The organism is Streptomyces sp. NBC_01381, from assembly GCF_026340305.1.
In the GTDB taxonomy this organism is placed as follows: domain Bacteria; phylum Actinomycetota; class Actinomycetes; order Streptomycetales; family Streptomycetaceae; genus Streptomyces.
Genome location: NZ_JAPEPI010000002.1, coordinates 1,955,402 through 1,968,894, shown reverse-complemented (window position 1 = coordinate 1,968,894; position 13,493 = coordinate 1,955,402). Strand labels below are relative to the sequence as shown.

General features: G+C 71.7%; 3 protein-coding genes. All 3 read right to left on the bottom strand.

What is annotated here, in order from left to right; translation table 11 throughout:
- Positions 1-87: 87 nt before the first annotated feature.
- The 3 genes from OG453_RS30275 to OG453_RS30265 all read right to left on the bottom strand — a co-directional run bounded on the left by OG453_RS30275 (position 88) and on the right by OG453_RS30265 (position 13,462).
- The gene (locus OG453_RS30275; RefSeq protein ID WP_266871739.1) at positions 88-300 is read right to left on the bottom strand and encodes an MbtH family protein; all 213 of its coding nucleotides are present in this window, start codon (positions 298-300) and stop codon (positions 88-90) included.
- A gap of 30 nt (positions 301-330) precedes the next feature.
- The gene (locus OG453_RS30270) at positions 331-12,399 is read right to left on the bottom strand and encodes an amino acid adenylation domain-containing protein (RefSeq protein WP_266871738.1); all 12,069 of its coding nucleotides are present in this window, start codon (positions 12,397-12,399) and stop codon (positions 331-333) included.
- A 67-nt stretch (positions 12,400-12,466) separates the two neighbouring features.
- A complete protein-coding gene (locus tag OG453_RS30265; RefSeq protein ID WP_266871737.1) occupies positions 12,467-13,462 on the bottom strand; it encodes a TauD/TfdA family dioxygenase in 996 nt (331 codons plus the stop codon).
- Positions 13,463-13,493 lie beyond the last annotated feature (31 nt).

The following is a 13,493-nucleotide window of genomic DNA, read 5'->3' as shown; positions in this document are numbered from 1 at the left end:
GGCGGAAGGTTGGTTCGCAGTGCCGGGGAGTCGTTCGGTGCGGCAGCGAGCGCGGGCGCTCGTGGAAGGGGAGGCGGTCCCCCGTCGTCAGTTGCCGGCCATGCGCTGCGCGAGGCTGCGCGGGCGCATGTCGGTCCAGTTCTCCTCGATGAAGCGCAGGCAGGCCTCGCGGGTGTCGCTCGGGTGCGCGACGGTCCAGCCTGCGGGCACGTCCACGGTGACCGGCCAGAGCGAGTGCTGGTTCTCGTCGTTGACGAGCACCGTGTACGTGCCGTCCGGGTTCTCGAAGGGGTTCGTCATGTTCCTTGCTCCTTGATAGGTGGGGCTTGATTACGGGTTCGGGTTCGGGTTCGGGTCCGGGTCCTGGAGGGCGTGGGAGACGATCTTTCCCACCGGCTCCAGGATGTGGGGCATGAGCATGTCGTCGTGGCGGCACGGGACGCGGTGCTCGTCGATCCGCCCGGTGGCGTGCGCCGCCCAGGCGTCACGGCCCCTCGCGGGCGCGGTCTCCGTGCCGTCCCGGCGCAGCCCGGCGGTCAGCACGAGCAGGTCGCCGCGGAACAGACCAGGGGTGAACGCGGCGCCGATGCCCGCGTTGTGCCGCAGGGTGTGCGCGAAGGTCCGCAGGTCGTCCGCGGTCAAGTTGGCCATGACCGCGCCGACTTGCCGGAAGAACTCGCTCAACGCGGCCGGGGTCAGCGGCTCGTCGGCACCGACGGTGGTGATGGCGGCCGGATCGTATCCGGCGTTCGCGGCGATCATCCTGAGCATGCTGTCCTCGTCCGCGGGCACGGCATCGGCGCCGTCGTCCGCCGCGCTCTCCGGGAAGGCGTCCAGGAGGGCGAGCAGCGCGATCTCCTCGCCCTGCTCCTGGAGTTGGGTGGCCATCTCGAAGGCGACGAGGCCGCCGAACGACCACCCGACGAGGTGGTACGGCCCATGGGGCCGCACCGAGCGGATCTGCTCGACGTAGTCCGCCGCCATCGCCGCGAGCGTGGCCGGGGGCTCGGCGTCCTGCAGCAGGGTGCGGGCCTGGAGGCCGTAGAGCGGGTGGCCCGCCGGCAGGTGGTCCTTGAGGTGGTAGTAGCCCCAGCTGTGTCCGCCCGCCGGGTGGACGCAGAACACCGGTGCCCGCTCCCCTTCCAGGTGCAGCGGCAGCAGGACGTCGCCCTGTGCCTTGGCCGCGCCGCGCAGCCGCTCGGCGAGACCGGCCACGGTGGGCGCCTCGAAGAAGTCCATGGGCCGCAACTGCGCGCCCAGGGCGGCACGGATCCGCCCGATCAGGCGCATGGCGAGCAGCGAGTGCCCGCCGAGCGCGAAGAAGCTCTCGTCGCCGCCGATACGGGCGACGTCCAGACCGAGGACTTCGGCGAAGAGACCGGCGATGATCCGCTCGTGCGGGGTGCCGGGGGCCCTCGTCGGCCCGGCACCTGCGTAGTCGGGCGCGGGCAGCGCCTTGCGGTCCAGTTTCCCGTTGGGCGTCAGCGGCAGCTCGCCGAGACCGACGACGGCCGTGGGCACCATGTACTCGGGCAGGCCGCGCCCCAACCGGGCCCGTATGTCCTGCTGGTCGATGACCGCACCGTCCTCGACCACCGCGTATCCCACCAGGCGGTGGTCGCCGGGCCGGTCCTCACGGATGACGGCGGCGGCGCTCTTGACACCGGGGCAGGACGTCAACGCCGCCTCGATTTCCCCGAGTTCGATACGGAAGCCGCGCAGCTTGACCTGGTCGTCGGCGCGCCCCAGGAAGCGCAGGGTGCCGTCGCCGTTCCAGCACGCGCGGTCACCGGTGCGGTACATGCGCGACCCGGCGGGCCCGTACGGATCGGCGGTGAACCGTTCCGCGGTCAGTCCCGGCCGGTTCAGATAACCGCGGGCCAGGCCCGCCCCCGCGATGTACAGCTCGCCGGGAACGCCCGGCGCCACCGGTCGCAGCCGGTCGTCCAGCACGTACACCCGGGTGTTCGCGACGGGCCGGCCGATCGACGGGGCGGCCCCGTCTCCGGGACGGTCCAGATCGGCGGCCGTCGACCAGATGGTCGTCTCGGTGGGCCCGTACACATTGGTCACGGACCCGCCGTGCCCGCGCAGGGTGTCGGCCAGGGCCGCGGAGACCGCCTCGCCGCCGACCAGGATCCGGCGCAGGCCAAGGCCCTTCGTGTCGCCGGAAGCCGCCGCGAGCTCCCGCCACAGCGAAGGCGTCGCCTGGACGACGGTCACCGAGGCGTCGGCGATCAGGCCGGCCAGGGCGAGCGGCTCGCTCACCACCGAGGCTCCGGGCAGGACGACCGCCGCGCCGCACAGCAGTGGCAGATAGATCTCGAGCCCCGCGATGTCGAACGCGATGGTCGTCACGGACAGGAACCGGTCGCCCTCGCGGACACCGACCCGGCCCTTCATGTCGTCCATGAAGTTCACCAGCCCCCGGTGCGGGACGGTGACGCCCTTGGGGGTGCCGGTGGAGCCCGACGTGTAGATGACGTACGCCGGATGCTCGGGGTCGGGTGCGGCGGCAGGGTCGTCGCCGGTCGCATCGAGCTCGTCCAACTCCCCCTGGAGGGACGGCTCGTCGAGGCAGACGGCTGGCGTGCCGTCGGCCCAGAGGCCGTCGGTGGTGGTATCGGTATCGGTGAGGACGAGGGTGGGGCGCGCGTCCTCGACCATGAACCGGATCCGCTCCACCGGATACCCGGTGTCGATCGGCAGATACGCGGCGCCCGCCTTGAGCACCGCGAGGAGCGCGACGACCAGTTCCGGCGAGCGCGGCAGGGCGAGCGCGACGATGTGCTCGGCGCCCACGCCGCGCCCGGTCAGGAACCGGGCCAGGCGGTCGGCACGGCCGTTGAGTTCTTCGTACGTGATGTGGGTGCCGTCGGCGATCAGAGCGGTGGCCCCCGGGGTGGCGCGGGCCTGAGCCCGGAACAGCTCCGGAACCGTGCCGGACGGGACCGCCGTGGCCGCGTCGTTCCACTCTTCGAGAACCCGGCGCCGCTCAGCGTCGGACAGCACATCGACGGACGCGATGGGCCGAGCGGGCTCGGCCACGACCGTGCGCAGCACACGCAGCAGCCGTTCGACCAGCGCGGTCGCCGTCCCGGGCTCGAACAGGTCGGTGCGGTAGGTGAGCGAGCCGACGATCCCGTCCGGGGAACCGCCCTCGTCCTGCCGCTCGGCCAGGCTCAACGCCAGGTCCGTACGCGCCGCGTGGACGGCCGCGGGCTGCACGGTGGCCCGCGCTCCCGCGAACTCCAGTGCCGCACGCGGGGTGTTGTTGAAGGCCAGCATGACCTGGAAGAGGGGGTGATGGGCGAGGGAGCGTGCAGGGTTGACGGCCTCGACGAGGCTTTCGAAGGGGACGTCCTGGTGGGCGTAGGCGTTGAGGTTCGTCTCGCGTACGCGGTCGAGGAGCTCGGCGAAGGCCGGGTCACCGGACAGGTCGGTGCGCAGGACGAGAGTGTTGACGAAGAAGCCGACCAGATCGTCGAGTTGGTCCTCGCCGCGACCGGCGACGGGCGTGCCGACGGGGATGTCGGTGCCCGCGCCGAGCCGGTGCAGCATGACGCCGAGGGCGGCCTGCAGCACCATGAACACGGTGGTCCGGCTGGAGCGGGCGAGAGTGGTCAGGGCCTGGTGCAGTTCGGCGTCGACATGTACGGGGACGGACGCACCCTCGTACCCGGCCTGCTCGGGGTAAGGGTGGTCGGTGGGCAGTTCGAGGCGCTCGGGGAGTCCGGCCAGGGCCTTCTTCCAGTAGCCGAGCTGGGCGGAGAGGAGGCTGTCGGGGTCGGTGTCGTCGCCGAGGAGTTGATGCTGCCAGAGGGTGTAGTCGGCGTACTGGATCGGGAGGGGGGTCCAGGCCGGGGTGTTGCCGTCGCGGCGGGCGGCGTAGGCGGTGCTGAGGTCGCGGGCCAGCGGGCCCATGGACCAGCCGTCACCGGCGATGTGATGGATGGTCAGGACGATTACGTACTCATCCGCAGCATCGCCCAATGTGAACAGGCGGGCCTGCAAGGGCAGTTCGGTCGCCAGGTCGAAGGGATGGCGTATCGCCCGGTGTACGGCGGAGGTCAGCTCCTCCTCGGCCGCGACCGCCTCGACGGTCAGGTCGGGGCGGGCCTCACCGGCCGGGATGACCTGCTGGTGCGGCTGGCCGTCGACGTCGGGGAAGACGGTGCGCAGGGCTTCGTGGCGTTCGACGACGTCGGCGAGGGCGGCGCGGAGGGCGTGCGCGTCCAGGGGGCCGGAAAGGCGGAGTACGACGGGGACGTTGTACGTCGCGCTGGGGCCCTCCAGCCGGTAGAGGAACCAGAGGCGGCGCTGGGCGAAAGACAGCGGCATCGGCTGCGGGCGGGTGGCGGCCGCCACCAGCGCGGGGCGGACGGCCGGTCCGGACGCGGCGTCCAGCGCACTGGCCACCGCCGCGACAGTGGGCGCCGAGAACAGGTCCCGGATGGCCAGGTCCGCGCCCAGCACGGCGCGTATCCGGGAGATCAGGCGCATCGCGAGCAGTGAATGCCCGCCCAGGTCGAAGAACCCGTCGTCCACGCCCACTTGATCGAGTCCGAGAACCTCGGCGAACAGCCCGGCCAGGATCTCCTCGCGCGCATCACGCGGGGCGCGGGAGGGTCCGTTGCCGCCCGTGTAGTCGGGAGCGGGCAGCGCCTTGCGGTCCAGCTTCCCGTTCGGCATCAACGGCAACGCGTCCACGGCCACGACAGCCGCGGGCACCATGTACTCCGGCAGCCGCTCGGCCAACCGGAGGCGGAGCTGGGTCGGCTCTGCTACTTCTACTTCGCTTTCAGGTACGACGTAGCCGATGAGGCGGCGGTCGCCGGGGCGGTCCTCACGGATGAGGGCGACGGCGCTCGCCACTCCGGGGCAGGCCGTCAACGCGGCCTCGATTTCCCCGAGTTCGATGCGGAAGCCGCGCAGCTTGACCTGGTCGTCAGCGCGCCCGAGGAAGTGCAGGGTGCCGTCGGAGTTCCAGCGGGCGAGGTCGCCGGTGCGGTACATGCGGGTGCCGGCAGGCCCGTACGGATCGGGGACGAACCGCTCCGCGGTCAGCCCAGGCCGGTTCAGATAGCCGCGAGCGAGCCCCGCACCAGCCACGTATAGCTCGCCGGGAACACCAGCCGGAACGGGGGCGAGCCCCGCGTCCAGCACATACGCGCGTACGTTCCCCAACGGCCGGCCGATCGGCGGCACGACCGCACCCGACATGGGTCCGCTCATCGTGGCGCAGACCGTCGACTCCGTCGGACCATACGCGTTGACCATCAGACGGCCCTGGGACCAGCGCCCGGCAACGTCCGGACCGCAGGCCTCACCGCCCACGACCACGGTCATCGTCGCGGGGACGTCCGCCACATCCAGCACACCGAGCGCGGACGGCGGCACCATGCAGTACGTCACGCCCGCATCACGCAGCACACGCGCCAGCGCATCCCCCGGAGCCAATTTGTCAGCCTCGGCGACCACGAGCGCCGCGCCCGACAGCAGCGCCAGACTCCAGTCCCACGTCGCCGCATCAAAACTCGGCGACGCAAACTGCAACACCCGACTACCCGGACCCAACCCCAACTCCGGGCCCGACGACGCCACCAGATTCACCAGACCCGCATGCGCCACCACCACACCCTTGGGCACACCGGTCGAACCGGAGGTGTAGATGACGTACGCCGGATGCGCGGGGTCCGGGGCGGTGGCCAGGTCGGCGGGCTCCAGGTGGGCCAGCCGGTCCTGCACGGCGGTGCCGTCGACGAGAACCGTGGGAGTGCCGGCCGCCCACTCACCGGTGGCGGTCGAGTGGGTGAGGACGAGCGCCGGGCGGGCGTCCTCGATCATGAAACGGATCCGCTCCACCGGATAGGCGGTGTCGATCGGCAGATACGCCGCACCCGCCTTCCACACCGCAAGCACCGCCACAACCAGCTCCGGAGAACGCGGCAACGCTAGAGCCACCAACTGCTCGGGGCCTACACCCCGTTCGACCAGCAGTCGCGCCAGGCGATTCGCCCGCGCGTTCAACTCACCGTACGAATAGACCGTGCCGCCATCCGCCGCTACGACTGCCGCCGCATCCGGCGCCTTCGCCGCCCACGACTCGAAGACCTCCGGCGCAGACGTCCCCGCCGGAACCTCCGTCAGCGGACCACGGCCCCACACCTCCACCACACGCTCACGCTCAGCAGTAGCCAGCAGGCTCGTCGCACCCACCCGCTGATCAGCACCCTCCGCCACAGCCGACAGAAGACGGAGCAGGCGGTCGAGGAGGGCGTCCGCGTCCGGGCGGGTGCAGCTGTCGGTGCGGTAGTCGAGGCGCAGCCGCAGTCGGGGGCCGGGAACGACCACGAGGTTCAGGGGGTAGTGGGCGCCGTCGTGGCCGGTGGCTCCGGTGACCCGCAGTCCGGTGGCCTCGTCGACGGGCTTGGCGGTGCGGTCGGCCAGGTAGTTCTCGAAGGCGACGACGGTGTCGAACAGGTTGCCGGGACCGGCTGCCCGCTGGGTCTCCGTCAGGGCCAGGTGCTGGTGGGGAAGGAGAGCGCCCTGCTCCGCTTGGACGCGGGCGGCGAGGTCCGCCCAGGTCTCGTCGGGGTCCATCCGCACGCGTACCGGAACCGTGTTGATGAACAGGCCGATCATGCTCTCGATGCCCGGGATCTCGGGCGAGCGGCCCGAGACGACGGCGCCGAAGACCACGTCGTCCTGGCCGGTCATCCGGCCGATGAGTACGCCCCAGGCGCACTGCACCAGGGTGTTGAGGGTGACGCCCGCGCGGCGGGCCGCGGCGTCGAGTGCCGTGGTGGTGTCCGCGTCCAGGTGGGACACCAGACGGTCGGGCAGGGGCGCGGGCCCCTCTTCCGTGGTGGGTGCGTTGGCGTTGGCGTTGGCGTTGGCGTTGGCCAGGAACGTCGGTTCGGCCCCTGCCATCGCCTGGGTCCAGGCGTCCAGTGCCGCCGTGCGGTCGCGCTCCGCCAGCCAGGTCAGATAGTCGCGGTAGGGCGTCGTCCTGGGCAGGGCGGAGTCGTCGCCTCCGGACGCGTAGAGCCGGTACAGGGCGAGGAGTTCATTGACGTGGAGGGTCGAGGACCAGCCGTCCGTGAGGATGTGGTGCTGGGTGATGACCAGGCAGTGGCGCTCCTCGCCCAGGCACACCAGGGCGAACCGCATGAGCGGCGGCTGCGAGAGGTCGAATCGGCGGGCGCGCTCTTCGGCGAGGAAGTCATCCAGTGCGGCGTCGGGGCATGCTGAAAGATCGACGTCCTGCCAGGGGAGCTGCGTTCCGTCCTCGATGATCTGCACCGGGCGGTCCAGGCCCTCGTGGCGGAACGCCGCCCGCAGATTGGCGTGGCGCTCCAGCATGCGCTGTCCCGCCGCACGCAGCGCCTTGCCGTCCACGGCGCCGTCGAGGCGGAGCGCCATCTGGACCGTGTAGACGTCGGGGCCCGCACTGTCGGCGATGGCGTGGAAGAGCATGCCTTCCTGGAGCGGCGACAGCGGCCAGACGTCGGACAGCTCCGGGTGGTGTTCTTCGAGGCGGGCGATCTGCTCGTGGGTGAGGTGTACGAGATCGAGGTCGCTCGGGGTCCGGCCGGCGGGCGCGGGGCTTTCGGCGTGGGCGGCGAGGGCGTCGAGCGCGGCCAGCCAGGCGTCGGCGAGACCCTGGACGGAGTCGCGGGGGAAGCGGGCCTCGGGCCACTTGAAGGTGGCGCTCAGCTCGGAGCCGTCGGCGGAGTCGACGGTGACGGCGTTGATCTCCAGGGGGTGCGGGGCCCGCATACGGGGGTCGAGGCCGCCGAGCGAGGGGTTGCCGGGGACCTGGTGCCAGTCCGCCGCCGTGGTGTCGGCGCCGGGGGCGGGCACGGTGAAGCGGCCGAGGTAGTTGAAGGCGACCTGGGGGTCGGCGAGTTGAGCGAGGGTGTGGGCGGTCTCCGGGTTGAGGTGGCGCAGCAGTCCATAGGCGAAGCCGTTGTCGGGGACGGCGCGGAGCTGCTCCTTGACCTGTTGCAGCGCACGGCCGACCGCGGGCCCGCCGGTGCGCAGGTCGGCGGCGGGCACGGTTCCGGGGTCCAGCCTGACCGGCGCCATGCTGGTGAACCAGCCGACGGTACGGGCGGTGTCGGCGCCGGGGAAGGCGTCCTGGCGGCCGTGTCCCTCCAGGTCGATGAGGGTGGCGGTGTGCCGGGGGTCGTTGCGCCAGGACGCGAGGGCGAGGGCGAGCCCGGTCAGGAGCACCTCGTTGGTGCTGGAGTGCAGCGCGGCGGGCACACGGGCGAGCAGTGCCTCGGTGAGCTCGGCGGGAACGGTGAGACGCAGCGAGGCTAGCGAGGCGGCGGTGTCGTACGCGGGCCCGTCTTCGGCGGTGTCGTACGCGAGATCCTCATCGGCGGCGTCGCCAAGCCCCGGCTCCGACTCCGACTCCGCATCCGGCCCAAGCCCCGGACCCGGCTCCACCCCAACCAGCATCTCGCTCCACAGCGGCAGCGACTCAACAGCACGCTCCTCCCCCGCCAGTTCCGTCAGCCTGCGGGACCACTGCCGGAAGGATGTGCCGACCGGCGCCAACTCCGGGGCCCGGCCCGCGAGTACGGCCGTGCCGGCGATGGCGAGGTCCGGCAGCAGGATGCGCCAGGAGACGCCGTCCACCACCAGGTGATGAATCGTCAGGAGCAGTCGGCCCGGCTCCGCGGAGCCGTTGTCGAACCAGACGGCCTGAAGCATGACCCCGTCCCGCGGGGCGAGCCGGTCCCGTGCCTGCTCGGCGTGGTCGGCGAGGAGTTCACGGCGGCGCTCGTCGTCGAGACCGGCGGTCGCGACCCGGGTGAGGTGCGGATCGACCGGCGTCGCGCCGGGCGGCGGGACGTCCAGCGCCCAGCCGGAGCCAGACGCGTCCCGCACGAGACGGGCCCGCAGCATGTCGTGGTGGTCGACGAGCGCCTGCAGGGCGTCGCCCAGCTGTGAGCGGCTGATGCCCGCGGGCACCTGCACCAGCATCGACTGGTGGAAGGCGTCGAAGGGGTGGCCGGGTTCGGTGAGCCAGTGCATGACGGGCGTCAGCGGCAGCTCGCCCACGCCGGAGCGGTCGGCGTCGGTGGCGTCGTCGCCCGTGGCGCGCTCGCCGCCGAGCGGCCGTGCCCTGCGGGCCAGCGCCTCGGGCGTCTGGTCCTTGAAGACGTCGCGCGGGGAGAGGTCGAGGCCGTGTTCGCGGGCCCGGCTGACCAGGACGATGGAGCTGATGCTGTCGCCGCCGAGGGCGAAGAAGCCGTCGTCGACGCCGACTTGGGCGGCGTCCAGGCCGAGGACGTCGGCGAAGAGGGCGGTGAGCGTCTTCTCCTGCGGGGTGCCGGGTGCGCGGGCGGGGGTGGTGCGCGCGTAGTCGGGTGCGGGCAGCGCCTTGCGGTCCAGCTTGCCGTGGGGGGTCAGCGGCAGCGTGTCCACGACGACCACGGCCGCGGGCACCATGTACTCCGGCAGCCGCGCGGCGACGGTCTGCTTCACCCGGTCCACGTCGACCTGCTTCACCCGGTCCACATCGACCTGCACCCGGCCCACGTCGACGGGGCCTTCGGGTACGCCGGTGCCGTCAGACACGGCGGAGCCATCCGGCACGGCAGAGCCATCCGACACGACAGAGCTCTCAGGCACGACGTACCCGACAAGCCGCCGGTCACCCGCCCGGTCCTCACGAATGATCGCGGCAGCGGCCGCGACCCCCGTGCAGGACACCAACGCCGCCTCGATCTCCCCGAGTTCGATGCGGAAGCCGCGCAGCTTCACCTGGTCGTCGACGCGGCCGAGGAACTGGACCGTGCCGTCGCCGTTCCACCGCACCAGGTCCCCGGTGCGGTACATCCGCGACCCGGCGGGCCCGTAGGGATCGGCGACGAACCGCTCGGCCGTCAGCCCCGGCCGGTTCAGATAGCCGCGCGCGACACCGGCGCCTGCCACGTACAACTCACCCGGAACACCCGGCGGCACCGGTGAAAGGCCCTCGTCCAGGACGTACACCCGCACGTTCGCGATGGGCCGGCCGATCGGCGGCACCTCGGAGCCCGACAGCGCCTCGCTCAGCGTCGCGCAGACGGTGATCTCCGACGGGCCGTACGCGTTGAACATCTTCCGGCCCGCGGACCAGCGTTCCACGATCTCCGGGCCGCAGGCCTCGCCGCCGACGATCAGCGTCAGCGTGCCCGGCAGCCGCTCCTCGGACAGCACGCGAAGGACCGAGGGCACCAGGGTGCAGTGCGTGATCTCCTCGTCAACGAGGAGGTCGATGAGTTCGGGACCCGGCGTGAGCCGGTCCGCGTCGGCGAGTACGAGCGCGGCGCCCGTGAGCAGGGCCGTGAAGAACTCCGATGCGGCGGCGTCGAAGCTGGGCGACAGGAACTGCAGCACCCGGGAGCCCACGCCGATCCCCCACTGCTCGCTCTGCGCGAGCGCGAAGTTGGCGAGACCCTGGTGCGGGACGGTGACACCCTTGGGGGTGCCGGTCGAGCCCGAGGTGTAGATGACGTACGCCGGGTGGGCGAGGTCGAGTTCACCGACCCGGTCGGCGTCGGTGAGGTCGGCGGCGTCCAGACCCGCGAGGCGTTCCTGGACGGCGGGGTCGTCGAGGACGACGACGGTGGTGCCGTCAAGGTCCGGCAGGAGTTCACCGGCGCTGGAGTGGGCCAGGACGAGGCCGGGGCGGGCGTCGCTCAGCATGAAGCGGATGCGGTCGACCGGGTAGGTCGTGTCCAGCGGCAGATAGGCGGCGCCCGCCTTGAGCACGGCGAGCAGCGCGACGATCAGGTCCGGCGACCGGGGGATGGCCAGGGCCACGATCTGCTCGGGGCCGACGCCCTGCGCGACCAGGAGCCTGGCCAGACGGTTGACGCGGGCGTTGAGGTCCGCGTACGAGACGTGGGTGCCGTCGGCGATGAGGGCGCTCGCGTCGGGTGCGGCCGCCGCGCGCGCCTGGAACAGCTCGGCGGCGGTGCCGGGCAGGTGGGGCGTCGCGGTGTCGTTCCACTCGTCGAGGACCAGGCGTCGCTCACCGTCCGAGAGCAGGTCGATCGAGCCCACGCGCCGCTCCGGTTCGGCGGCCGCGCTCTTGAGGACACGGATCAGCCGCTCGGCCATGGCGGTGACGGTGGCGTGGTCGAACAGGTCGGTGCGGTACGAGATCACACCGCTGATGCCGTCGGTCGCACCGTCGTCGTGCCGCTCGGCGAGGCTGACGGACAGGTCCATCCTGGCGGACTGGAGGCGGACGGCCTGAGGAGTGGCCTTGAGGTCGCCGAAGTCCGGTGCGGTGCTCGGGGTGTTGTTGAAGGCCAGCATCACCTGGAAGAGCGGGTGGTGGGCGAGGGACCGCGTCGGATTGACCGCCTCGACCATGCTCTCGAAGGGGATGTCCTGGTGGGCGTACGCGTTGAGGTCGGTCTCGCGGACCCGGTCCAGGAGTTCGGCGAAGGTCGGGTCACCGGAGAGATCGGTGCGCAGGACCAGGGTGTTGACGAAGAAGCCGACCAGATCGTCGAGTTCCTCCTCGCCGCGCCCGGCGACCGGCGTGCCGATCGGGATGTCCGTCCCCGCACCCAGACGGTGCAGCAGCACGCCCAGTGCCGCCTGCAGGACCATGAACACCGTCGTCCGGCGCGACCGCGCGAGGGCGGTCAGCGCGCGGTGCAGCTCGGCGTCGACGTGCACCGGAACGGCGCCGCCGTCGTTCCCGGCCTGTTCCGGATACGCGCGGTCGGTGGGCAGTTCGAGGCGCTCGGGCAGCCCGGCGAGGGCCTGCTTCCAGTAGCCGAGCTGGGCGGAAATGAGACTGTCCGGGTCGGTCTCGTCGCCCAGCAATTCCTGCTGCCACAGCGTGTAGTCGGCGTACTGCACCGGCAGCGGCTCCCACGCCGGGGCGCGCCCCGCACACCGGGCCGCATAGGCCGTGCTGAGGTCGCGGGCCAGCGGGCCCATCGACCAGCCGTCACCGGCGATGTGATGGATCACCAGAACCAGGACGTGCTCGTCCGCGGAGTCGTCGATCGTCAACAGGGCGGCGCGCACGGGCAGTTCGGTGGCCAGGTCGAAGGAGTGGCGCACCGCCCGGTCCACCGCTGCGGGCAGCTGCGCCTCGGTGACCGTCTCGGCGTCCACCACCGGGCGCGCATCGGAGACCGGGCGGATGTCCTGGTACGGCTGACCGTCCACATCGGGGAACACGGTCCGCAGCGCCTCGTGCCGCGCCACCACGTCGCCCAGCGCGGCCCGCAGCGCGTCCGCGTCCAGCGCACCGGAAAGACGCAGCACCACCGGCACGTTGTACGTCGGGCTCGGTCCCTCGAAGCGGTACAGGAACCACAGCCGACGCTGCGCAAACGACAACGGCACCATGATCTCTTGCGTTCCCCTCATGTTCACAGCAGCGGTTCTGGCGCCGGTCTCTCCCCGCGCGACGTGGATCCGGATCCGGCGGGCCGGGTCACCCCGACATGGCCACCAGGACACGGCGCGGTCCGGTGTAGGGGCGGCGGCCGTGCGCGACGGCCACGTTGTCGATGAGCAGCAGGTCGCCGTCGTACCAGTCCACGTCCACGGCGGCCTTGAGACCGTTGTCGCGTACGTGGGCGACGTACTCGGCGGGAATGGGCGTGCCGTCGGCGAAGGTCACCGACTGCGGCAGTTCGTCCTCCGGCAGGAGCTCGGTGAGCATCTCCGCGGTCTCGGCGTCGAGTCCCGCGAGGTGCCACTGGTCGAACTGGTTGAACCAGACCTCTTCGCCGGTGACCGGGTGCCGGACGGTGGCGGGGCGCAGCTGGGTCAGCCGGATGCCGTCGTCGGCCTTCCACTCCCAGGTGACGTCGGCGTCCGCGAGATGCGCCTCGACCTCGGACTTGTCGGAGGTCTCGAAGGTGTCCTGCCAGCTCCTGCCGAAGCCGGAGCCGCTGTGCAGGTTCTGCGTGTAGCGGATCCCCTGGCCGAAGGCCGCCCTGACCTCCTCGTCCAGGGAGCTCAGCCACAGCGTGCCGTCGACCACGGGGGTCGCGCCGCCGGTGGCGGGCTGCCGCTCGCAGTAGAAGGCGAGACGGGAGGGCCAACGGCGGGCGTAGGACAGCTCGTTGTGCATCGAGATGGTGAACTCGGCCGGATACTCGGTCGATGTGTAGACATTGCTGCCCACCTTGGTGCGGGGCGAGTTGCCGTGCACGTAGGCGAGGCGGTTGGGCAGCAGCAGGTCGAGCGCCGAGTCGACCTGCTCCTTGGAGGTGCCGAAGCCGCGGAAGACCAGGGCCTTGTTGGCCAGGAGCAGTTCGCCCGTCTTCGCCGTGTCGCCGATCGCTTCCAGCAGACCTGCATGGGTCGCCGGCACACCGGCGGTGTCCGGGGTCACCACATGGGGCGCCCAGACGCCCGACTCGCTCGACCCACTCGACTTGCTCGACCCGCTCGACTCGCTCGACCCGCTCGACTCGCTCACTCCACTCACCTTCTGCTCTCTGTTCCAGGTG